The following is a 22,143-nucleotide window of genomic DNA, read 5'->3' on the forward strand; positions in this document are numbered from 1 at the left end:
CTATTCATCTAGCCAATTATAGTACAAAGATACATCTCTTTTCGTCTCATTTGTCTTTTCCGTACTTCCTTGTTTCGTATGGAAAGATTTACTGTGGTTTCTAGCTTGTTCAACAGAATGTATCCCTTTTTTCTTCCATTCTCTCAATATACGATCTATATATCTAAAATTAAGCTTACCCATTAACACAGCTTCCCTTAAAGCCGCTTTAATTAAAGCTGGTGGTTGTTCATCCTCATCAATCCAAATGTTAACTGTTTCTATTTCAAATGGTGATAAAGGTCGTCCAAATTCCTGCTCAAATAAAATAAAAATATTTGTTTGTTCATTGTCAATAGGTTTTTGTTCAGGTTTGGGTGTATATAAAATTTTCCATAATTGTTCTAATGAATATTGCTCGTTTAAAACATTACGGTCATTTTGGTTTTGGTCAATAGACAACATATTTTTTTGAATAAGTTTACGTAAGATTGTAGAACACTCTTGCTCAGTTAGTGTTGAATAACTAGCAAGCTCATACGGTGTAGGAAAACTATTTCCTTCTAGATAAAAGCAATGTATTTGTAAAATGAGCATTACCTCTTGTTCATTTAATCCAAGCTCTTGATACTTTCTCAATAATAATGAAGGAATCGTTATTTGATCCTTTAAAAATAACTGGTAAGAATGTTTGTTGGTCAATGAATTTCACCTCGGAACTAATTATAACATGAATACACGTTGACGCTACCGTTAAGAAATAACAGTAGCTTGGTAAGTTAAACCATCCAAAAAGAAATAAATCCCTTGCACAACAGTGCAAGGGAACATACTATATTATGGATATAAACGATTTAATAAGCGAGGGAATGGAATAGTTTCTCTAACATGTTCTACTCCTGAGATCCAAGCTACCGTTCTTTCTAGACCAAGTCCAAAGCCAGCGTGCGGTACACTTCCGTATTTACGTAATTCTAAATACCATTGATACGCATCTCCGGTAAGGTTGTGCTCCTTATATCTTTGTTCCATTAATTCAAGATCATCAATACGTTGGGAACCACCAATTACCTCTCCATACCCTTCTGGAGCTATTAGATCGGCACATAATACAACCTCTGGTCTTTCTGGATCTGGTTTCATATAGAAGGCTTTAATAGCCGCAGGATAATGTGTAATAAATACTGGCTTTTCAAAGCTTTCAGCAATAGCTGTTTCATGTGGAGCACCGAAGTCCTCTCCCCATTCAATATCCTCAAAACCTTTTTCTTTTAGTAATTTAATTGCATCATCATACGTAATTCTTGGGAAAGGCGCTTTGATTGCTTCTAATTTAGTTAAATCTCTATCTAATGTGTTTAATTCCAATTTACAATTATCCAATACAGACTGGACAATGTAGCTTACATACTGTTCTTGAACTTGTAAGCTTTCTTCATGATCCATAAAGGCCATTTCTGGTTCGATCATCCAAAATTCAATTAGATGGCGTCGTGTTTTAGATTTTTCTGCACGGAATGTAGGACCAAATGAGAATACTTTGCCAAAAGCCATTGCAGCTGCTTCCATGTATAACTGTCCACTTTGAGATAGGTAAGCCTCTTCCTCAAAATATTGAGTATGGAATAATTCCGTGGTTCCTTCTGCTGCTGAACCTGTTAAGATAGGAGGATCAATCTTTACATAGCCACTTTCATTAAAATAGTTATAAGTAGCTCGAATTATTTCATTTCGTATTTTCATTATAGCATGTTGTTTTTTAGACCTTAACCACAAATGACGGTGGTCCATTAAGAATTCTGTACCATGTTCTTTCGGTGTGATCGGGAAATCTACAGCCTCATGAATCACCTCTAAAGAATGTACTTGTAACTCATATCCGAATGGTGAGCGAGTATCTTCAGCTACAGTACCCGTTACATACAAAGAAGTCTCCTGTGTTAAAGATTTAGCAGCTTGAAAAGTATCTTCACTTACTTCTGCTTTCACTACTACACCTTGAATAAAGCCCGTTCCATCACGAAGTTGTAAAAAGGCTATCTTTCCACTAGAACGCTTATTAGAAAGCCAAGCTCCTATCGTAACCTCTTTACCTACATGATTTGATACTTGATCAATTGTCGTTTTCATTTTAATATTCCCTCCAAAAAGCAATCTACATTTATTTCTATATTTACTAAATGCATGAAGCAACTTTAATAATTGGTTTGTCTCAATTTAATGGTTTCATACGTTTCTCCTGTTTTTAAAGAAAAGTATTCATACACTAAAAAATCTTTACTATCTATGTATTTAATTTCTAACAAAGGGATGTTGTTCTCTATTGCAAGGTTTTCTCCTAGTAAAGAACAAGAGGAACAATTTGCACGCCACTTACTAGTCAACTCTTCTTTACTTATCATTTTATCTGAAGAGTAAAACTGTACTTTACTATCCTGGTCAACAGGTACAAATACATACGCAGACTTTCCTGCTTCTGTTTTTCCAGATACAACATGATAATAGGTATCACCGTGAAAACGGTTAATATCATCTACTGTTGCAAGGGCTGTCTTGTTAAGCGCAATTTCTTTAGATTTCTCAAATCCATCTTCTTTTCCATTTATGGCATTCGTATATAAGTTTATACCAAAACCGAAAATAGTAAAAAGAATTAGTATTATTACTAATAAGGTGCCTATAATCCAGTTAGGTACGATAGATTGTAAAAATTGCTTTATCATGATCTTCCTCATCCAATGCTAACCCAAACATTAGGTCCTTTTCTTTTAAAGTTCGATTTAGGTTATCGATAATTTTATACATATCGCCTGAATACTGCACCTTTATAGTTGAAAGTGTCTCGATCTTGTTATTCTCCATACTTCATCCCTCCATTAAATTGTTGTAATTCCTTCAATTATTTGTTACACATAGTAATTGTATTTTAATTTAAACTATAAGTAAGTTGAAAAGAATTCCGTATTAATTATAACAGTTTCTACGAGAAATTTTACTTATTTCAACAAATAATTCTAACCCATTTTTTCGCTGTGCACAACTGTGCACAGCATTTTTTATTAGGGAGGATTCGATGAAGACCATCGATATCCTCAAGACAATATTTCATAATCATTTAAATTCATACGTAAAATGGTTGTACCAACTTGCTTTAGTAAATAGACATCTATCCAAGACTCATTTAAACGTTCCATAAGACCTTCGTTAGGTAAGTCGCCGTCATAATTAAAAATCACACTAATATGTGGATCCACTGATTCTAAAAAATGTGCACTAGGGGATTTCCCTCTACCGTAGTCACCTATTTTTAATATTTGTGGTCTTAGTTTAGGCTTTAATAATTTCTCTTCATCTTCTACATTGCTATTACTCAAATACATAATGGAATTGTCTCCAAACTCAATTCCTAGTGACATTTCGCCACTTTGCTCAGCATCCAGCACTTTTATTTTCAAATGATGAGTCAAACGATGTGTCGTTTCTGTCTTCCATTTGATCTGTTTTGTATCTGAGGTTTTTTCTTCACAGGAATTACCTAGCGTCCCAGCATGAATCGTCTGATCAATGTTAAATCTGCTTATGACACGTTTTGCATTTTCACAGTAGTCAGCTGTTTGTTTGGTGATTAGCAATGCATCAATCTTTTTCACTTCTAGCTCCTCTAATTGACCTACTAATTCATTTTCACTTTTTTCTGAGCCTGTATTTATTAGGTAATTTTTCCCTTCTCCTGTTTTAATAAGTGTTGCTTCGCCATCAGGTAAACCTAAAAAAGCAACATAAAGTTCTTCTTTTTCAAGAACAGGTAATGACTGTTTTTCTGCTTGGATTACTGATTCATTAACCAGAATTAGTAATGGTATTAGAATTACCAAGACATTTTTGAAAAGGTGTTTCAAATTTTATCACCACCCAAATGTGTACTAGTTATAGGGTATGTAAAAAAAGAAATCGTATCATAACCATTCTTCAGCTTTTAACAATAATTTTTGAGTAGAATTGTAATCAATTGGAACAGAAGGAATGGACTCAGTAAAGTATTTACCATATCTTGCCCGAATCATACGGTCGTCACAAATAAATACTATACCTCGATCTGTACTGGATCTTATAAGACGACCGAATCCTTGTTTAAATCTGATGACAGCATTAGGTAACGCTAATTCCATAAAGGCGTTTTTCCCATTTTCTTTAAGGTAATTTGATTTAGCTTCATAAATCGGATGATTTGGTGGTTGAAACGGAAGCCTGACAATCATTAGACAAGATAAGTCACTACCAGGAATGTCTACACCCTCCCAAAAAGAGCTAGTACCGAGCAGTATTGCACGATCAAATGCTTGAAAATTCTTCTTTAGTCGTGCCCTGCTCCCACTTGAAATTCCTTGTGCAATAACAATAAATTCTTCCTCTTCCATAATTTCACGTAACAAATTATATGACTTTTTTAACATATCGTAAGAAGTAAATAGGACTAACATACGTCCATCTGAAATCTGAGCCATAGACAGAATGGCCTCGCATGTCGCATAAATAAATTCATCTTGATTTCCATATTTAATATCCGGGAAATCATTTGGAATTAGTATTTGAACCTGTTTTTCATACGAATAAGGCGAATCAATTTTATATTCTGAAACATGCTCAGATGTTAACCCTAATCTTTCTCTTATATATCGAAAAGAATTACTCATTGTTAAAGTAGCACTTGTCATAATAACACTTTCTTTGATCTCAAATAATTTTTCTTTAAGGATTTGGGAGATATCTATTGGCTCACTAAAAAGGTAAACGGCATTTCTTGCACCATAAGCTTCAATTTCAATCCACTTTACAGTCTGCTCATCGTCTTGTAGAAATAACTCTTCTAAATCATCAATGATTTGCTGTAGCCGCTCCATAAACTTTGTCACTTGTTCCACTTCTTCTCCACGATCTAAGTCTTCATTCTTTAATAAAGCTTGTTTTATGGTTGAGAGAATATGAATTAGGTCTCTAAGGTTAAAGGAAAGCCGTGTTACCATTTCCTGAACCGTATTCCATTTCGCTACTGTTTCAGATTTTGGCTCAAAGCGATATTGGAAGCGACCAATATCATTAATGGCAACATCTTTATTTTGCTGTTCGATTACATAACTAAACAGGTACCGGAATAATTCATCTGTTTCTGTTTTGGTTTCTAACCACCATTTATCCCAGTTATATTCTTCTAATATCGATTCGACAATTGGTATTTCCTTACTTTTTTGATGGAACCATTCCCCTTCTTGTATAGATCCGATCCTATTTAAGAGAAATTGAATGTTTACATAGTCTAGCTTCAACCCAAAATGCTTAGCAGCTGTAGCTTCTAAATGATGCGCTTCGTCAATAATTACCTTCTTGTAAGTCGGTAGTAGCTGATATTCACTCGTCATATCCGTACATAACAGGGAGTGGTTTGTAATGATTACGTCTGCCTTTTGTGCTTTGGTCCTTATTCTTTGATAAAAGGACCGTGAAAACCAAGGTGATCGTGGATCTACAACACTTTCTGACTCAGAAGAGATCCGCTTAAAAAATTGTTTACCACTTGAAGGCAATTGAATCTCATCAATATCTCCAGTATCTGTTTCCGTTAGCCAGATCAAGATCATTGCTTTTGTCAAGGTTACGTCATAATTATCTTGTCCCGGACTCAATAACTCTTTTTCAAATTTACTTAGACTTAGGTAATGCTGTTTTCCCTTTACTAATGCGGTTTGGAAAGAGAAAGGTAACAGCTTCGATAATAAAGGTATTTCTTTTTCTAATAACTGTGACTGGAGCTGTGTGAGATGTGTACTAATTAATAAACGCTCTTTATTTGACACAGCCTCGTAAATAGCTGGAATTAAATACGCGAGTGATTTACCAGTGCCCGTTTCCGCTTCAATTAATGTATGTTGTTTAGCCCTAAAACCATCGAAAATGATTTCTGTCATTTTTCTTTGTCCAGGTCTTTCTTCATAAGCATTCATTTCCTGTTCAAAGATCCCTAATGGTTCATAGAAACTATCGATTAAGTCTCCGAATGAAGGTAATGATTCATTCTCCGTAATTTCGATTTTGTTTACTTTTCTTATGGCAATTCCACGATAAACCTCGATATCAGTTCTTGCTATAGGCTCAAATGATATTTCTTCCATTCTTTTTTCTAAAAGGTGGTATAGATCACTTTTTAACACTTTATCCATTTCCTGTAACTGAAATAAAGTTTCATAAGGTAAATCCTTTAACTTATTCAACAAATGATCCAATAGCATTGCAGTAACATTTGCGTCAGAAAGTGCACGATGCGGATCATCATGCTGCAATCCTAAGTATTCCGATAGTTGTCCTAACTTGAAGCCTGGAGCCTGTGGAATTAGAACCCTTGATAACTCAACTGTATCAATAACTGGCTGATTAAGAGGTTTTATTCCACATGACTGTAATTCATAATTTAAAAAACCTAAATCAAAAGGAACGTTATGAGCTACTATGTATGCATCAGAGAATAACTGCGCTACTTCTTCAGCTAGCATAGAAAAAGCAGGAGCATCACTCACATCCGTATTCGATATACCTGTTAAGTTCGTAATAAAAGGAGGTATTTCAATATTTGGGTTTATTAATGAAGAGAACTCTTTCACTACTTTCCCTTCTTGAAGTACGACTATACCTATTTCAATTATGCGATCACCTTTAGAAGGAGTGTGACCAGTCGTTTCTAGGTCGACTACAGCAAATTTTCTCAACGAATTTCAGCTCCATTTACAGACTATATGTAACGAAACTCTTATCATTAATCGATGATAAGAGTTTCGGTTAATAAATATACGATTACAAAACCGTTAATGGTGGTTCCTGATCGAGTACTTCCACAACTTCATTATATTCATTCATTAACGCTACTTTTGGTTTAAAAGTTGCTAGTTCCTCATCAGATAAAATAGCATAAGAAACAATAATAACAATGTCATCTTTCTGAACAAGTCTTGCAGCTGCTCCGTTTAAACAAATAACTTTACTTCCTCTTTCACCAGGAATAACGTATGTTTCTAGACGATGTCCATTATTGTTATTAACAATTTGTACTTTTTCATGAGGCAAAATCCCAACTTGATCTAAAATATCTCTATCAATCGTAATACTGCCAACATAATTTAAATTTGCTTCCGTTACACGAGCACGATGAATCTTCGCTTTCATCATGGTACGCAACATAATATTTCCCCCTACTATATCTGAACAGAAATAGATCCGTCAGCGTTCATTACAATATTATCAATTAACCTTGCTTTTTTAAAATGCACTGCTGTAGCAAGAATAATCGTTTCATTTATGGTCTCTACTGCCGTTAAATCCGGGTAGCTTAAGAGTTCTACGTAATCTATTTTACCACTAGTTTTACTAGTAATAAAACTCTCGACTTCCCTAACTATAATATCAGGATTTTTTTCTCCGTCAATGACCATTTTTTGCCCTAGTTGTAATGCTTTGAATATAATAGGTGCTTCTTCTCTTTCATGTGCAGAGAGATACACGTTTCGGCTACTCTTGGCTAAACCATCTTCTTCTCTAATTGTTTGAACAGGTACGATCGTAATAGGAAAATTAAAATCATGAATTAATCCTTCCACAACTGCCACTTGTTGTGCATCCTTCATTCCGAAATAAGCCTGATCTGGGCTTACAATGTGGAATAACTTTGTTAATACTGTTGCAACACCTGAGAAATGACCTTCCCTTGATCTCCCACATAAAGCATCTGTACGTTTATCTACATGAATGGAAATCACTTGAGGTTTTGGGTACATCTCATTATTATCAGGAAGAAACAGAACATCAACATTTAGACGTTTACATACTTGAACATCATGTTCTTCATCTCTAGGATAACGATCAAAATCTTCATTAGGACCAAATTGTAAAGGATTAACGAAGATACTTGTAATGGTTATATCATTGTCCTCTCTTGCAGTACGAATTAATTTTTCGTGACCTTCATGAAGAAATCCCATTGTAGGCACAAAACCAATTTTCTTCCCCTTTTGTTTCTCAGCTAAAATATACTGCTGCATTTGTTTTATCGACCGTATAATCTCCACTTTCTATTCCTCCAGCTCTAACTCTCTTACTATTTCTTCATTTAATGAAAAGGCATAATCTTCATTAGGAAATTGTTTCGCTTTCACTTCATTGTTGTACATAAATAATGACTTTTTCATATCTGCGTTAACATTAAGATAAGTTTTTACAAAAGACGCAACCCGATCTACACCGTATTGTAGAACATCATGATAAACTAATACTTGTCCATCACAATCAACCCCTGCACCAATTCCAATAGTGGGGATTTCGAGTTTACCTGTAATTACTTTTGCTAACTCTTTAGGGACACATTCTAAAACTACTGCCATTGCTCCACTTTTTTCCAAGTTCTGTGCATCTTTAATTAGCTGCCTTGCAGATTCTAGATCTTTGCCTTGTACCCGATAACCACCTAGTACATTTACTGATTGTGGAGTTAAACCAATATGAGCAACTACAGGGATACCTGCATTCGTTAACTGTTTGGTTAATTTTAAGATTTCTTCTGAAGCCCCTTCAATCTTTAAAGCTTGTGCATTTGATTCCTGATAAATCCTCCTGGCATTCTTTAAGGATTCTTCCAGGGAAATATGGTAAGACATAAATGGCATATCCACAACCACAAACGTATTACGCGCCCCTCTTGTTACTGCTTTAGCATGATGAATCATGTCGTCAACCGTAACTCGAATGGTAGAGTCATATCCAAGAACGACCATTCCTAGAGAATCTCCAACTAAAATCATATCTATATCCGCTTGTTCAACTAATTTAGCAGAAGGAAAATCATAAGCTGTTAGCATCGTAATTTTTTCCCCTTCTTGCTTCATTTTTTGCAATTGAACTCTATTTTTCATAATGATTTCTCCTTACCACTTAATTTCAGCTGAGTACAATACTTCCGTGCTCCCATCTTGGTTTCGAACAATTAGAGCTCCATCTGATTCGATTCCAACCAGTGTAGCACTCCAATTTTCTTTCGGAGTCACAATATCTACTGCCTCTCCAATTTTGTATCCATAGCTTACCCACTTTAACCGAATGTTCTCAAATCCACTTTCCATATATTCATCATATACAGTATCAAAATGTTCAAGGATACCATGGATCAATTCTTTTCTATCCCATTCTTTATTTGTTTCCACCCTAAGTGATGTTGCTTTGTCTTTTATACTATCTGGAAACTCACTTTGTAATTGGTTCAGATTCAATCCTATACCGAGGACAACGTATTTGATTTGATCTTGTTCAGCTTGCATCTCTGTGAGGATTCCAGCAGCCTTTTTACCATTAATTAATATATCGTTAGGCCATTTTATAGTCACACTAATGTTTTTTTGACTCAATACATCAGCTAACACTGTAGCAGTTAACAAAGTTAATTGAGGTGCCTGATTAGGAAGTAAACCAGGTCGCAAAATGATACTCATCCATATCCCTTTATCCCTCGCAGAGTACCACGATCGCTCCATTCTACCTCTTCCATTCGTTTGTTCGTCGGCAATAATGACGGTTCCGTGTCCCTCCCCTTCCGCAGCTAGTTGATTACCCAAAATTTGAGTAGAGTTTAGTTTTGTCTTATGAATAATGTTCTTTCCAAGCCAATTAGTATGTAAGCCCCAAAGAAGCGTGTTAGAGCTTAATTTATCTGGAAATTGTGTTATCTGATATCCTTTTTTAGGAAATGCCTCAATTTTATAGCCGTCCTTCTCCAACTCCTTCATATGTTTCCAAACAGCTGTTCTTGATATATTTAACTTCTTAGATAGCTCTTGACCAGATATATAGCTAGACTGACTATTTGCCAAAAGTTCAATTAATCGATGTCTTGTGGATTCCATGTCATCAACCACTTTCCTAATTCATTCGGCTCATTACTTATTTCACCTCGGACAATTTTTTTCTCTATCATTGTTAAGAGTTTGTTTATCCAGGGCCCCTTCTGTTGCATTGGAAATAAACCGATTATATCAGAACCAGAAATAACAATTTCAGTTCTATCTTTTATTGGTAAATTATTTCTGATTGTTTTCATTTTATCGATCGTTAAGCTTTTATTAGTAAGGATGGACAACATACGAATAAAGCTAGCATCCAGTTGTCTAGGTAATTGGTATACTAGCCATTCATCAATATGTTGATATTGATCGTAGTAAGCTATTGCTCTTACTAAATGAAGAGCATCTCGTTTAATTTTATTGGAGAGCTTCCATGATTTCACCCATTCCTCCACTTCAACTTTTGGAAGGTAGTGGTGGAACAAGGAAATCAACTCTTCCCAAGACTGGATAGGTTGAGACAAGTCTCGCCATTTGATAACTAACTCGGAATGATCTTTTAAAATAGGTAAATATGCTTGTACACCAGAGTTAATGAAAAAATGCATACCATGTGTAGTATATGTACCTGCAAAGAGCTTCTGTAATTCTACTGCAATTCGTTCGATCGATATTTTTTCTAACCATGCAGCATTCTCTTTTATAGCAGTCCATGTATCTGGATCCATTTTAAACCCTAATTGACTACTAAACCTAAGTGCTCTCATTATGCGCAAAGGATCTTCCCGAAACCTCTCAATAGGATTTCCTACCGTTTTAATCACCTTGTTTGATAAATCAATTCGTCCCTGAAATGGATCTACAATCTTCTCGTTATAGTCCATTGCGATAGCATTTATAGTAAAGTCTCTTCTTGCTAGATCTTCTTCGACGTTTCGCACAAAGGTTATTTGATCAGGATGTCTATGGTCAGAATAACCTGTCTCTGATCGAAACGTAGTGATCTCATAGGAATAGCCTTTATACCTAACAATAACCGTACCATGTTCAATACCAACTGGAATAACCTTTGAAAACATCTTGGTTACGGTTTCTGGACTAGCAGAAGTAGTAATATCTATGTCCCCCATTGGCCGCTTTAGCAAAGAATCCCGAACAGCTCCCCCAACAAAGTACGCCTGATGCCCGTTATTTTCAATAATGCGTAGGATCTCTTTGGCTTCTTTAAAGGTTACCTCTTTCATATTTAACCACCTATCAGTGTTCTATCATAAATCTGTTCATACTGCTTTCGAATCATAGTAGAATGAAAGCGTTCCTCGACTCTTTGTTTAGCTTCAGTGGACAACCGTTCCCATAGCACTGGATCTTTTAAAATAGTTACTGCTTTATCAGCTATCTGATCAATAGCTCCAACTTCAACAATAAAACCGTTAGCACCGTCTTCGATCACTTCAGGAATACCACCGACATTTGTACCAATGCCAGGTACCCCACAAGCCATTGCTTCAAGTAAAACTAAACCAAAGCTTTCTTTTTCAGATAAGAGTAGCATTAGATCAGAAATAGATAATAGCTCTGCAATATTCTTTTGTTTCCCCAAAAATAAAACCTTATCCAGTAAGTTCAATTCCTTAACAAGTTGATGAACTTCTGAATATTCCGGACCGTCTCCAATTAACAACAATTTTGACGGTACCTCACTTGAAATTTTTTCAAATGAATAGATAACATCATGAACTCTTTTCACTTTTCTAAAGTTTGAAATATGGACAATAACTTTTTCTTCTTCTTTTATTCGGAATTGATCTTTTAAATTTTTATTATTCCGGTAAAAATATTCAGATTCGTCTACAAAGTTATAGACTACATCTATTTCTTTTTCTATTTGTAACATTTCCTTCGTTTGATTGACTAAGCTATGGGAAACTGCTGTTACTGCATCTGACTTTTCAATGCCGTGCTTGATCATTTTCTTCAAACTTCTATCTATACCTAACACAGTAATATCCGTTCCATGTAGAGTTGTTACTATTTTAACTTTATGCTCAGCCATTTCTTTTGCAAGAATAGCACAAACTGCATGAGGGATAGCATAATGCACATGTAAAATATCTAATTTTTCCGTATCTATAACTTCGGCCATCTTATTAGCCAGTGCCAAATCGTAAGGTGGATATTGAAAAACTGGATAGTGGTTCATCTCCACTTCATGAAAATATATATTTGGATGGACACTATTTAATCGGAAAGGAACACTAGAAGTAATAAAATGTATCTCGTGTCCCTCGCTTGCTAACATTTTTCCAAGCTCAGTAGCAATAACTCCTGATCCCCCTACAGTTGGATAACATGTAATTCCTATTTTTTTCATTTTTAATTCTCGTCCTAACTTCACTACTGATTTTATTTTACGTTGTTTCTCCAATCGAAATACCCGTCTTCTAAGGCCCTGATCATAATTTCAGCTCCACCTAAATTTGTTACCAGTGGAATTTGATAAACATCACATAAACGTATTAATGCACTTATATCTGGCTCATGTGGCTGTGCAGTTAGTGGATCACGAAAAAAGATAACTAAATCCATTTCATTATTTGCTATTTTAGCTCCAATTTGTTGATCCCCACCAAGTGGACCTGATTGAAATCTGTGAACTTCTAGTCCTGTTGCTTCACTGATTTTTTTTCCTGTTGTACCAGTAGCAAACAGACTATGCTTATTCAAAATGTGAGTATATGCTACTGAAAAATTGACCATATCCGTTTTCTTTTTATCATGAGCTATTAGAGCAATATTCATATTGATCTCCCCTAATCCAATAAGTTTTCTAATCCATAAACTAGTAAATCTAATTTCACCACATGATCTATCGCCAATTTAACGCCCGACATGAATGACTCCCGGTGAAAAGAGTCGTGTTTAATCGTAAGGTTTTGACCAGAAGATCCAAAGACAACCTCTTGGTGAGCGACTAGCCCAGGTAACCGTACACTATGTATTCTCATTCCATCATAGTCTGCACCTCTTGCACCAGGTAACGTTTCCTTCTCGTCTGGGTGACCTTGTCGTTTACTCTCTCTTACTTCCTGAATCAGTTCTGCTGTTTTAACCGCTGTTCCTGAAGGTGCGTCAAGCTTTTGGTCATGGTGTCGTTCAATAATTTCTACATCTGGGAAATATTTGGCTGCCATTTTTGCAAATTGCATCATTAAGACGGCGCCGACTGCAAAGTTTGGAGCAATAACTGCACCAATTCCTTTCTCTTCTGAAAGATTTGTTAGCTCCTCTAACTGATCCCTAGTAAAACCAGTTGTACCAACTACTGGTCTTATCCCATATTCTATTGCTGTTTTAGTATGTAAGTAACCCACTTCAGGAGTTGTTAAATCAATTAGTACATCTGCTTCTACATTCTGAAAACATTGTTCTATATCATCATATACCAACGCATCAAAACCAGGAAGACCTTCTATGTCTTTCACAATACTGCCACCGAATTTATGATCTAAACAGGCCACTAATTCTAAATCAGATTCTCGTTCAACCATTCGTAAAGCTTCACTTCCCATTTTACCTCTTGGGCCTGCGACCACTACTTTAATTTTGCTCATCTTTTTCTACCTCCGTTTGTTCCTTTCTTGTCCAACGATCTTTGTCTCTCGTTTCAAACTTACTCATAGCACGATTAAAGGCTTCTGAAATATCAATATTTAATGAATTAGCAAATGAAATGGTTACAAACAATAAGTCACCAAGTTCATCCTCAATTGTATTGTCATCCTCCGATGTTTTTTTCGGTTTCTCACCATACACGTGATTTACCTCTCGGGCCAGTTCTCCAATTTCCTCTGTAAATCGTGCTAACATGCTTAATGGCGAAAAGTAACCTTCTTTAAATTGTGAAATGTATTGATCCACTCTATCTTGCATCTCTACTGTATTATAAACTTTTGGATCTGCCATAGATGAAACTCCTTTATTAATAACTTTCCCTATCTTCATGTTAGCTAAAAGTGTATGGTTTGACAAATTATTTTATCTAAAAATAAATTATCATTGTTAGTATTTTCTTGTTTGTCTATAATAAATGAAGTAATTTATAAATGGAGGTGAGGATTTTGGTATTTGGTTTAAGGTTTAAAAATATTTTTTTCATATTAATTGGTTCCGCCATGTTTTCATTTGGTATCGTTCATTTTAATATGCAAAACAACTTAGGGGAAGGTGGATTTACAGGGATAACGCTATTATTTTATTTTCTATGGGGATGGGATCCAGCGATCTCCAACATTGTATTGAATATACCAACTTTTATTGTAGGATGGAGATTTTTAAGTAGAAATACTTTTCTTTATACAGTAATCGGAACTCTAGCAGTTTCTTTATTTTTGTATATATTCCAAATAGATCCATTTCAGTTACATCTTCAATCTGATATGACGCTGGTTGCATTGTTTGCAGGTGTGTCAATTGGAATTGGGTTAGGAATTATCTTTCGTTACGGTGGAACTACCGGTGGGGTAGACATAATAGCAAGGATTGTAAACAAATACGCTGGATGGAGTATGGGGAAAACAATGTTTCTGTTTGATGCGGTAGTAATTGCTACTTCTATTATTACATATTTAGAACTAGTTGAAGGTATGTATACACTTGTTGCTGTTTATTTAGCAGCACGAGTTATAGATTTCATACAAGAAGGAGCATACACAGCAAGAGGCGCAACAATCATCTCACCTAAAAGCAATGAAATTTCTGCGAGAATCATGAAAGAGATGGACAGAGGTGTGACCGTTTTACAAGGAAGAGGCAGTTACACTGGAGAAAAAAGAGATGTACTATACTGTGTTGTAGGTCGTAATGAAATTGTTCGGATGAAAAACATTGTAGAAAGTATAGATCCTCATGCATTTGTTGCTGTAACCTCTGTGCACGATGTGCTTGGAGAAGGGTTTACCTTAGATGAGAACAAACGTCCACTATCCGATTAAGATTTGTATGTTTTTCCAAGAATTAAGATGAGATAAAGGAATAAAAGCGCAGAGCGCCGGTAAGCGACGTACGGACTGGACTGATCCGTAGGAGATAAAGGCAACACGGTGAACGAAGTGAACCGATGTTAACTTATCGTACGAAGGCGAGGGAAGTCTCGCTAGTCGCTGGCGCTCGGAGCTGGACAAGGCTGATCTTGAAGGTTATCCACATTTAGCAAATTTTATAATTTCTTAAACTATAAAAAAAGCTAGCACCCAAAGTGCTAGCTTTTTTTACTTAGTCATCAGAAACGACAAACATTAAGACAAAACGGATTAATTCCGCTACTGCAACCATTGCAGCTGCTACGTATGTTAAAGCTGCGGCGTTTAGAACCTTCTTTGTTTCTCTTTCTTCATTGTTACGGATTACGCCTGAAGATACTAACTGACTCATTGCACGATTTGATGCATCAAACTCAACAGGTAATGTTACCAATTGGAATAGCACGGCAAATGCCATAAACACAATACCGACTAAGACTAGGTTCATCATATTCAACAATGCCCCTGCAATAATTAAGATAAATGACATTTTGTCACCCAAGCTCGCTATAGGAACTAAAGCATGGCGAAATCTTAAAAATGCATATGCTTGCGCATCCTGAATAGCATGTCCAACCTCATGGGCCGCAATTGCAGAAGCAGCCATAGAATGACCATGGTAGTTATCACTAGATAAACGAACTACCTTCTTACGTGGATCATAGTGATCGGACAACGTTCCTCTTGTTTCTTCTATTTCGACATCATATAGACCATTGTCATCTAATATTTTGCGCGCAACTTGAGCACCTGTCATATAAGAAGAATTGGAAACCTTTGAAAACTTCTTGTAGGTTGATTTAACTCTTGACTGAGCCCAAAGTGGGATAATCATTAACAAAGCAATATATATAAGGTAACTTGTTAAAGACATGTGCACTCCTCCATGTAAAAATTCCTATGTTACTAAGGTCAATTTTAGTCAAAAATCAGGATCTAGTCAACTAATTTATCATTTGCTTTTGACTTATCTTTTCACCTTTATATTTTTTCCAAGCAACGTAGGATAATGTAAGGGTAATAAAGCCTCCAACAATTAATATCATCCAAACAAAATTTATCGAGTTTTTTGGATTCAAGGAATCCGTTAAGTTGATCGTCTGCATCTCATTAAAGACAGTTTGGAGCTCTTGCTTTTTAGTACCTTCATTATTTTCCAAATTTCTAAAAGCAGTAGCTAATTGCTGATAATTCTCTTCATCTAATGACAATTGAAGTGCTGGTTTCATAATTGTCCATTCACTGATTAGTGTTTGAAGCTGATTTTGATTAACGTCCTCAGCACTCATAAGAGTTGAGACAGTTTGTTCTAAGTCTGTTTTCCATTTAAACCAGATTGGATCTTCAGGGTTGTTAACAGAGTCCACAGCTAGTAGCAAACTTAACGATTGTGCCCTTTTATACTCTTTACTAAAGGTTTTATCATTAATAACTTCTACATTCGTTTCCAACAGTGCTGACAGCTCATCCAATAAATTAGGAGCATTGTCCTCAAATAATTTCGTAATTGCTGCTTTATGATCTGTTAGTAAGGCTTTTGCACTATCATACCTCTGCTGTTCTACAAACCGATCGTATTGATGAACTGTCTCAACCAACGATTTATGATTTGCTAAAGTAGTTGCTTGAAAAGACAGAGTTCCGATTCCGATCAACAAACTCAATGTTAGTAATATTATGACATGACTAGTTTTATGTCTCATAAAGCTCCCCTCTTCCAATACATTCTCTTAGCAATGTATGAAAAAAAGGGGAAATTTAGACCTAATAAATATAAGTCTTATTCAGATTCTTATGTACAGTTAAATAATAAGCTAAAGCTAAGGAAAGGATGCTAAGCCAAAAAGTAAAATAACCAATTTGGTTTGAGTAATCAGATAAGGTGGAATAAATAGGCATCATTCCAAACACATAATCAATAACATCATTATGTAATGTCCAAATTCCAGCTATTATTAAATGCCGTAATTTGATCTTATAAAACCCCGAGTACAATAACCCTTGAATCGCCATTGCTCCATGAGATCCAATCAACATATACCCCTGCCACGATAGCTCCCCAGTCACATTTAGTGTTAATAAATTCATGATAACTGCCCATACGCCGTATTTAAATAATGTTACCAAAGCTAGCGCTTCGATATATGGGGTGTTTTTACCTAATATATAAAAAAATAAGAAAATGGTAAAAAACAAACTTGCTGTTGGACTATCTGGAACAAAAATTAGATACTTTGGTGGTGTAATGGCAAGTTGTCCCTCGTACCATATATAGCCGTAAATCGTTCCTAGTAGGTTAATAATGAATAATAGAATTAAAAAACCTTTGTCAATCAGTATTTGTTTATACATATAACTTTTCCTTTCCGATTTACTAGCTTTTACTTTAAAAACAATAATAGTTTGGAACTACTAGGAATATTTTAAACGTAAAAGAATCCCTCGTCTATAAAAAAGAGAGGGATTCTCATCATTACTTAACTTGTTCATTCACAGAAACAATGAATTCAGCCAATTGTTGTAGTTCTTCTTCGCTACCTTTAAATTGTCCAGCTGGCATTGTTCGAATACCGTTTTTTGCAATGTCTTTAAGCTCTTCAACTGAATAATCAATACCAATTAAGGATGGCGCAGCTCCACCACCTTGTAATTGGTCGCCATGACACTGCATACAACTGTTTTCAAATACAGCGTATCCAGCACTTTCCGTATCAATTTCAACCTCTGGCTGCAATACAGGTTTATTGTTCTCCGCTTTCTCTTCCCAATTAACATGTTCTGCAGCTTCGTATGTTAACCAGAACACAGAAATAATACCGAGAAGCATTAAACCAGTTGCAATTGGACGATTGACCGGTCTTCTATTAGGTCCTTTATCCAAAAATGGAGCAAGTAATAATCCTCCAAATGCAAGACCAGGAGCAACTATTGCCCCTAGAACAAAGTAAGGACCACTAGCAAATTCATACTTTAAGAATTGATATAAGAATAAGAAATACCAGTCTGGTAACGGAATATATGCAGCATCAGTTGGATCAGCCATTTTTTCCAACGGTGCTGGGTGTGCTAAAGTTAAGCATAAAAATCCAACTAAAAAGACAGCACCAACTAGCCACTCTTTAAGTAAAAAGTTAGGCCAGAACGCTTCTGTTCTTCCAGGGTACTCTGAATAATCTTTAGGTATAAATTTTTGTTTGTCGGCAGTAATTCGGGAATCACCAACAAACTGCATCCCTTTACCCTTTTTCACAGCTATCCCTCCTTTATCTATCAGTAAATATTAAAGCGGACCAGATATACCTTGCTTACGGATCATTATGAAGTGAATACCCATCAAAAGGAACAAGGCTGCTGGTAAGAAAAATACGTGAATTGCAAAGAACCTCGTTAGCGTTTGGGCCCCTACAATTTCAGCGTCACCAGCTAATAATGTCTTCGTTGCTTCTCCGATAAACGGTACACCTTCAGCAATTTCAAGGGTTACCTGCGTCGCAAAATAAGCTTTATTATCCCAAGGTAATAAGTACCCAGTTAAACCAAGGCCCAGCATTACAAAGAAAATCATAACCCCAACCATCCAGTTAAGTTCACGTGGTTTCTTGTAAGCGCCTTGGAAAAAGACACGCAATGTATGTAGGAATAACATAACTATTACAACACTTGCACCCCAGTGGTGCATACCACGAACAATTTGCCCGTGCGCTACTTCTGTTTGTAAGTAATAAACTGATTTCCAAGCATTTTCGATATCAGGAACGTAATACATCGTTAAGAACATTCCAGATAACACTTGAATAACAGTAACAAAAAATGTTAAACCACCAAAACAATATACAAATGCAGAGAAATGATGAGCAGGGTTAACGTGTTCTGGAACCTCATGGTCAGCAATATCACGCCATAGTGGTGTTATGTCTACACGCTCATCAATCCAATCATAGATACGTTGCATCATAATTTTTTATGCCCCCTCTCTCGGTTTTGCTTTTCCAAGATACAATGTTCCATCTTCAATTTTGTGCTCGTAGATATCAAGGCCTACTGGTGGAGGTGTTCCTTCCACGTTCTCCCCACTTTTGTAGTACCTACCATCATGGCATGGACAAAAAAATTGTTCCGGATAATCACTGTTACCTTGCCAAGAGACAACACAACCTAAGTGTTTACAAACTGGTGAAAGTGCAAGAATACTTCCATCTTCTTGCTTATACACCCATGCACTCTTCGTTACTTCGGATTCATACCAAGCGTCTGTTTGATCGATTGTCCAATCAAAGCGCTGTGGTTCATTTGTTATTTCATCCACTTGAGCTACAGCTTTAAAATCTCCCTTACTTTGTGGCTGTAGAGCAGGATCGATTGCAAACCGAACCATTGGAGCAAGCATACCTGCTGCCATAAACCCCCCTACACCTGTAAGTGTATAGTTTAAAAACTGGCGACGGGATACTTGTTGTTTCTTTTCACTCATCTTTTACCCCCCTCTATGCTTTATACAACCTGCATGGTAAATATCTCTAATACTACTAGGACATTACCATGATAGCGCAAACTATTAGTCCGGTCAATAAATTATCTCTACTATACAGACTATTTTGTTTACTTACCAATAAGATTTAATCAATTCTGTTACCTGTTCAACCTGTTCCTTTATTAATTTAACTGAATCTTGGGAGCCAATTTCTGATATTGATATGGTTGGCAACCATATTAAATTTCCTTCAATACCTTTTTCAACCTTTTTCCATTGATGATCAAATGTAATAAAAAACACATGCTTAAACGGATTGTCTTCTGAATAGTTGATCCACTCATTTAATCTCTTTTCTTCCGTTTCATTCACAGTTTGATAGGTATAATTAGGTAACAATAGTATTCTGCCAGTAAACTGCCGTTCTATCTCTTTCGCATAGATTTCCATTAACTCCGCCTGACTTGCCTGCTTGACCATCTCTTTATCAGCATTTAACGTAAAAGGCGTTAGAGGAATAACTAATGTATCTACGTATTCTTTTACTTCTATGTATTGTTCTATGTCTTTTTTATTCCATTGCATATATATCAGTCCCTCAGTATTATTTGTTATTTTCCTTAATTTATCACAATAAAAAACGAATTTCACCCAAATGAGAGAAATTCGCTTTTTTATTTATTTAAATTTTGGAATATCCTGATGATTGGAGTAATATTTACTCTTCAGTTCTGAAAGTTGTTGGGAGTAAACTTGAAATGATTTTTGATCACGGTTATCAAGTGCATGGTCAATTTTAGACTGTAACTTGTCTCGTTGGTACTCGAATAAGGATGCCTGCAGGATTTCCTTTGCAAGATTTTTCTCTTTTTTTGTAATGAAAAAGTCATCCGGCAAGAAGGGATTATCTTCTAATACGGCAACATAATCGGCACTTTGATTTACATTTTTAAAACTTAGTTGTATATAGATAGGATCATTTCTATTTAAACGAATATCATGGAATGATTTTTCAGCGTCAGTTGTTACAATATGATTTTTATAAAAGCGAAACGGAACATCTTTCGAGCAATGTGTAGATATTACTATTCCCCGTGGACAATATCGTGCCTCTCTTACAAAATGAACATTATCTAATATAGAATCATGATTAATTAAATAATTTAATATCCACACACTTTCTCTTTTTTTCAATTGATAGTTACTTAAAAACCAACGAATAAACTCCTTTTTATCCTTTATTGAAACAGACGTGTTCAAGCTCCTGTCCCCTCCTAATCAAAAGAGACTCTCTTTGTTTTGTTTTAAACGTTCAAGATATTCCTCAATCTCTGTATCACTTGGATCTATCTTCAAGTAGCTTGTAAATACTTGAATTGCTTCACCTAACCTCCCTTCTTCTACTAAGAAATAACCATATTCTTTGAGAAAATCTGAATCATCTTTAAAAGTAGTATATGCATCATTATATAGCTTTAATGCATCATCATATAATTCTATCTCATAATAAGCTTTTGCTAGCTCCCATTTATAGCTTGCGTCATCTTCCCCTAATTCGATGATATGTGTAAGTAAATCAATAATAGCATTAAAATCATCGTGTTGTTTATAGTTTTCTACAAGGAATAGAATGGCTTCCCTATACCCTGGATCTATCGCTATAGCTTGTCTGATTAATTGTGTACTTCCCTCTGCATCACCTAGTTTATGTGCAACAACACCAGCATAGTGGAATAGTTCTTTGTTGAACTCGTCAACTTTTATTCCTTTTTTAGCTGTTTCAAAAGCTTCCTGCAACAGTCCGTCGGCTTCATAGGCTTTTGCTAAATAAAGATATACAGACTGATATTGGGGGTCTCTTTCAAGTAGTTCTTCCCAAACCTTGATCGATATATCTAAACGGTCTGCTTTGAAAGCCATAAACCCGTATCGAAACAAGTGATCAGGATCTTCACTAGCTGTTTCTTGATAGTAATCCATTGATTTTTCAAATTCTCCAGTAGCAGCAAATGCCTCAGCAAGTCTAACGCCGATTTCCACTTCCGCCACTTGTTGGTGAGCCTGAATAACTTTTTCATAATACGGAATCGATTTCTGATACTCTCCGTTAGAAAATGAAAGCTCTCCAAGTGCAAAGTCTATCAGCGGTTCCATAGGGTCCACATTTTTAGCTTCTAATAACTTCTGTTCTGCCACCTCGAATAATCCTTGTGTCTGATATAGATCTGCAAGTTGAACTAATGCCCCTAAGTATTCTTCGTCAGCTGACGTAAAACGGTTTAATATATCAATAGCCTCTTCATCTTCTTCTAAATCGATATGAATATCTGCTAGCATAAGTTTCAATTCAGCCTCATTCGGATAGCTTTGAGCAAGATCCAGTAAAATGAACTTCGCGTCTTCTAGCATACCCCATTGCATGTATAATTCAGCAATGGTGAACTTCTCATCCTCACTAGCATTTGGTAAATAGTTAGCTAACTTTTTCATAGCCTCTTCAGACTTATTTTGCTCCATTAGAACTATTGCATCATGAATCTCTTCCATTTGTCTCTTCCTTTCTATGTCTTGCTACCATTTGTCTACATTTCTTATAATTTCGAGTGGTATGGCTGAAAGATATCTATATATGTTTAAGTTCCCTTTTCCTTAGCAGGGTCTTCTAAGTCTGCTTTAAGAGCCATACATGTTTGGTAAAAGAGCTTCTTGAATTAGAATTGTTGCGTTTTTTTGTTTTAGA

The 22,143-nt window shown here is 35.7% G+C and carries 25 protein-coding genes; 1 reads left to right on the forward strand and 24 read right to left on the reverse strand.

Going from position 1 to position 22,143, the window contains the following annotated elements; genetic code table 11:
• The 15 genes from H7K77_RS10420 to H7K77_RS10490 all read right to left on the reverse strand — a co-directional run bounded on the left by H7K77_RS10420 (nucleotide 1) and on the right by H7K77_RS10490 (nucleotide 13,883).
• Nucleotides 1-681, reverse strand: coding sequence for a DnaD domain-containing protein (locus tag H7K77_RS10420; RefSeq protein WP_235988902.1), 681 nt, complete (start codon nucleotides 679-681; stop codon nucleotides 1-3).
• A gap of 135 nt (nucleotides 682-816) precedes the next feature.
• Complete coding sequence (asnS, locus tag H7K77_RS10425) at nucleotides 817-2,109, reverse strand: asparagine--tRNA ligase (RefSeq protein ID WP_186577775.1); 1,293 nt, start codon at nucleotides 2,107-2,109, stop codon at nucleotides 817-819.
• Between the two features lie 65 nt (nucleotides 2,110-2,174).
• Nucleotides 2,175-2,702: a cell wall elongation regulator TseB-like domain-containing protein gene (locus H7K77_RS10430; protein WP_186577776.1), complete on the reverse strand. Its 528-nt coding sequence runs from the start codon at nucleotides 2,700-2,702 to the stop codon at nucleotides 2,175-2,177.
• Nucleotides 2,668-2,841: a YpmA family protein gene (locus H7K77_RS10435; protein ID WP_186577777.1), complete on the reverse strand. Its 174-nt coding sequence runs from the start codon at nucleotides 2,839-2,841 to the stop codon at nucleotides 2,668-2,670. The genes H7K77_RS10430 and H7K77_RS10435 overlap by 35 nt, the downstream gene beginning before the upstream one ends.
• Before the next feature lie 230 nt (nucleotides 2,842-3,071).
• The gene (locus tag H7K77_RS10440) at nucleotides 3,072-3,878 is read right to left on the reverse strand and encodes a ComEC/Rec2 family competence protein (RefSeq protein WP_186577778.1); all 807 of its coding nucleotides are present in this window, start codon (nucleotides 3,876-3,878) and stop codon (nucleotides 3,072-3,074) included.
• A 57-nt stretch (nucleotides 3,879-3,935) separates the two neighbouring features.
• Nucleotides 3,936-6,737, reverse strand: coding sequence for an ATP-dependent DNA helicase DinG (gene dinG / locus H7K77_RS10445; protein WP_186577779.1), 2,802 nt, complete (start codon nucleotides 6,735-6,737; stop codon nucleotides 3,936-3,938).
• Nucleotides 6,738-6,822: 85 nt separating this feature from the next.
• Nucleotides 6,823-7,206, reverse strand: coding sequence for an aspartate 1-decarboxylase (panD, locus tag H7K77_RS10450; RefSeq protein WP_186577780.1), 384 nt, complete (start codon nucleotides 7,204-7,206; stop codon nucleotides 6,823-6,825).
• Nucleotides 7,207-7,220: 14 nt separating this feature from the next.
• On the reverse strand, nucleotides 7,221-8,090 hold the full coding sequence (gene panC / locus H7K77_RS10455; protein WP_186577781.1) for a pantoate--beta-alanine ligase: 870 nt from the start codon (nucleotides 8,088-8,090) through the stop codon (nucleotides 7,221-7,223).
• A 3-nt stretch (nucleotides 8,091-8,093) separates the two neighbouring features.
• Nucleotides 8,094-8,930 carry a 3-methyl-2-oxobutanoate hydroxymethyltransferase gene (panB, locus tag H7K77_RS10460; protein WP_186577782.1) on the reverse strand — a complete coding sequence of 279 codons (837 nt, stop codon included), beginning with the start codon at nucleotides 8,928-8,930 and terminating at the stop codon, nucleotides 8,094-8,096.
• Between the two features lie 12 nt (nucleotides 8,931-8,942).
• Nucleotides 8,943-9,914, reverse strand: a complete 972-nt coding sequence (locus H7K77_RS10465) for a biotin--[acetyl-CoA-carboxylase] ligase (RefSeq protein WP_186577783.1) — start codon at nucleotides 9,912-9,914, stop codon at nucleotides 8,943-8,945.
• Nucleotides 9,890-11,095 (reverse strand): CCA tRNA nucleotidyltransferase, encoded by a 1,206-nt coding sequence (locus tag H7K77_RS10470; protein ID WP_186577784.1) that lies wholly within the window; start codon nucleotides 11,093-11,095, stop codon nucleotides 9,890-9,892. Before H7K77_RS10470 ends, H7K77_RS10465 begins: the two co-directional genes overlap by 25 nt.
• A gap of 2 nt (nucleotides 11,096-11,097) precedes the next feature.
• On the reverse strand, nucleotides 11,098-12,225 hold the full coding sequence (gene bshA / locus H7K77_RS10475) for an N-acetyl-alpha-D-glucosaminyl L-malate synthase BshA (protein WP_186577852.1): 1,128 nt from the start codon (nucleotides 12,223-12,225) through the stop codon (nucleotides 11,098-11,100).
• Between the two features lie 32 nt (nucleotides 12,226-12,257).
• Nucleotides 12,258-12,653, reverse strand: a complete 396-nt coding sequence (mgsA, locus tag H7K77_RS10480; protein ID WP_186577785.1) for a methylglyoxal synthase — start codon at nucleotides 12,651-12,653, stop codon at nucleotides 12,258-12,260.
• An 11-nt stretch (nucleotides 12,654-12,664) separates the two neighbouring features.
• Entirely contained in the window at nucleotides 12,665-13,465 is an 801-nt protein-coding gene (gene dapB / locus H7K77_RS10485) for a 4-hydroxy-tetrahydrodipicolinate reductase (RefSeq protein ID WP_186577786.1), read from the reverse strand.
• A complete protein-coding gene (locus H7K77_RS10490) occupies nucleotides 13,452-13,883 on the reverse strand; it encodes a nucleotide pyrophosphohydrolase (RefSeq protein ID WP_407926430.1) in 432 nt (143 codons plus the stop codon). Before H7K77_RS10490 ends, dapB begins: the two co-directional genes overlap by 14 nt.
• Nucleotides 13,884-13,957: 74 nt before the next feature.
• On the opposite strand from H7K77_RS10490, the gene H7K77_RS10495 reads away from it, so the two are divergent.
• Nucleotides 13,958-14,845 carry a YitT family protein gene (locus H7K77_RS10495; RefSeq protein ID WP_407926431.1) on the forward strand — a complete coding sequence of 296 codons (888 nt, stop codon included), beginning with the start codon at nucleotides 13,958-13,960 and terminating at the stop codon, nucleotides 14,843-14,845.
• Nucleotides 14,846-15,125: 280 nt separating this feature from the next.
• Here H7K77_RS10495 and H7K77_RS10500 read toward each other — a convergent pair whose 3' ends face one another.
• From H7K77_RS10500 to H7K77_RS10540, 9 genes are all read right to left on the reverse strand, one after another.
• Nucleotides 15,126-15,806 (reverse strand): zinc metallopeptidase, encoded by a 681-nt coding sequence (locus H7K77_RS10500; protein WP_186577788.1) that lies wholly within the window; start codon nucleotides 15,804-15,806, stop codon nucleotides 15,126-15,128.
• A 70-nt stretch (nucleotides 15,807-15,876) separates the two neighbouring features.
• Entirely contained in the window at nucleotides 15,877-16,635 is a 759-nt protein-coding gene (locus H7K77_RS10505; protein WP_186577789.1) for a sporulation protein YpjB, read from the reverse strand.
• Nucleotides 16,636-16,696: 61 nt separating this feature from the next.
• On the reverse strand, nucleotides 16,697-17,284 hold the full coding sequence (gene lhaT / locus H7K77_RS10510; protein ID WP_186577790.1) for a lipoprotein heptaprenylglyceryl N-acetyltransferase LhaT: 588 nt from the start codon (nucleotides 17,282-17,284) through the stop codon (nucleotides 16,697-16,699).
• Nucleotides 17,285-17,405: 121 nt separating this feature from the next.
• Complete coding sequence (locus H7K77_RS10515; protein ID WP_186577791.1) at nucleotides 17,406-18,182, reverse strand: menaquinol-cytochrome c reductase cytochrome b/c subunit; 777 nt, start codon at nucleotides 18,180-18,182, stop codon at nucleotides 17,406-17,408.
• A 30-nt stretch (nucleotides 18,183-18,212) separates the two neighbouring features.
• Complete coding sequence (gene qcrB, locus H7K77_RS10520; protein WP_186577792.1) at nucleotides 18,213-18,887, reverse strand: menaquinol-cytochrome c reductase cytochrome b subunit; 675 nt, start codon at nucleotides 18,885-18,887, stop codon at nucleotides 18,213-18,215.
• 6 nt (nucleotides 18,888-18,893) lie between these two features.
• A complete protein-coding gene (locus H7K77_RS10525; RefSeq protein ID WP_186577793.1) occupies nucleotides 18,894-19,403 on the reverse strand; it encodes a QcrA and Rieske domain-containing protein in 510 nt (169 codons plus the stop codon).
• A 132-nt stretch (nucleotides 19,404-19,535) separates the two neighbouring features.
• On the reverse strand, nucleotides 19,536-19,988 hold the full coding sequence (locus tag H7K77_RS10530; protein ID WP_186577794.1) for a DUF2487 family protein: 453 nt from the start codon (nucleotides 19,986-19,988) through the stop codon (nucleotides 19,536-19,538).
• Nucleotides 19,989-20,081: 93 nt separating this feature from the next.
• Nucleotides 20,082-20,663, reverse strand: a complete 582-nt coding sequence (locus H7K77_RS10535; protein ID WP_186577795.1) for a ReoY family proteolytic degradation factor — start codon at nucleotides 20,661-20,663, stop codon at nucleotides 20,082-20,084.
• An 18-nt stretch (nucleotides 20,664-20,681) separates the two neighbouring features.
• On the reverse strand, nucleotides 20,682-21,950 hold the full coding sequence (locus tag H7K77_RS10540; protein WP_186577796.1) for a tetratricopeptide repeat protein: 1,269 nt from the start codon (nucleotides 21,948-21,950) through the stop codon (nucleotides 20,682-20,684).
• Nucleotides 21,951-22,143: the final 193 nt, after the last annotated feature.

This window comes from Aquibacillus kalidii (assembly GCF_014280935.1).
In the GTDB taxonomy this organism is placed as follows: domain Bacteria; phylum Bacillota; class Bacilli; order Bacillales; family Amphibacillaceae; genus Aquibacillus_D; species Aquibacillus_D kalidii.

What these genes read in the sequence shown, in the direction of transcription:
- H7K77_RS10505 (WP_186577789.1), bottom strand. Translation starts at nt 16,635, where the DNA reads ATGAGACATAAAACTAGTCATGTCATAATATTACTAACATTGAGTTTG.
- H7K77_RS10465 (WP_186577783.1), bottom strand. Translation starts at nt 9,914, where the DNA reads ATGGAATCCACAAGACATCGATTAATTGAACTTTTGGCAAATAGTCAG.
- H7K77_RS10540 (WP_186577796.1), bottom strand. Translation starts at nt 21,950, where the DNA reads ATGGAAGAGATTCATGATGCAATAGTTCTAATGGAGCAAAATAAGTCT.
- H7K77_RS10470 (WP_186577784.1), bottom strand. Translation starts at nt 11,095, where the DNA reads ATGAAAGAGGTAACCTTTAAAGAAGCCAAAGAGATCCTACGCATTATT.
- panB (WP_186577782.1), bottom strand. Translation starts at nt 8,930, where the DNA reads ATGAAAAATAGAGTTCAATTGCAAAAAATGAAGCAAGAAGGGGAAAAA.
- qcrB (WP_186577792.1), bottom strand. Translation starts at nt 18,887, where the DNA reads ATGATGCAACGTATCTATGATTGGATTGATGAGCGTGTAGACATAACA.
- H7K77_RS10430 (WP_186577776.1), bottom strand. Translation starts at nt 2,702, where the DNA reads ATGATAAAGCAATTTTTACAATCTATCGTACCTAACTGGATTATAGGC.
- dapB (WP_186577786.1), bottom strand. Translation starts at nt 13,465, where the DNA reads ATGAGCAAAATTAAAGTAGTGGTCGCAGGCCCAAGAGGTAAAATGGGA.
- panD (WP_186577780.1), bottom strand. Translation starts at nt 7,206, where the DNA reads ATGTTGCGTACCATGATGAAAGCGAAGATTCATCGTGCTCGTGTAACG.
- H7K77_RS10530 (WP_186577794.1), bottom strand. Translation starts at nt 19,988, where the DNA reads ATGCAATGGAATAAAAAAGACATAGAACAATACATAGAAGTAAAAGAA.
- H7K77_RS10500 (WP_186577788.1), bottom strand. Translation starts at nt 15,806, where the DNA reads ATGTCTTTAACAAGTTACCTTATATATATTGCTTTGTTAATGATTATC.
- lhaT (WP_186577790.1), bottom strand. Translation starts at nt 17,284, where the DNA reads ATGTATAAACAAATACTGATTGACAAAGGTTTTTTAATTCTATTATTC.
- bshA (WP_186577852.1), bottom strand. Translation starts at nt 12,225, where the DNA reads ATGAAAAAAATAGGAATTACATGTTATCCAACTGTAGGGGGATCAGGA.
- asnS (WP_186577775.1), bottom strand. Translation starts at nt 2,109, where the DNA reads ATGAAAACGACAATTGATCAAGTATCAAATCATGTAGGTAAAGAGGTT.
- H7K77_RS10435 (WP_186577777.1), bottom strand. Translation starts at nt 2,841, where the DNA reads ATGGAGAATAACAAGATCGAGACACTTTCAACTATAAAGGTGCAGTAT.
- mgsA (WP_186577785.1), bottom strand. Translation starts at nt 12,653, where the DNA reads ATGAATATTGCTCTAATAGCTCATGATAAAAAGAAAACGGATATGGTC.
- H7K77_RS10495 (WP_407926431.1), top strand. Translation starts at nt 13,958, where the DNA reads ATGGAGGTGAGGATTTTGGTATTTGGTTTAAGGTTTAAAAATATTTTT.
- H7K77_RS10525 (WP_186577793.1), bottom strand. Translation starts at nt 19,403, where the DNA reads ATGAGTGAAAAGAAACAACAAGTATCCCGTCGCCAGTTTTTAAACTAT.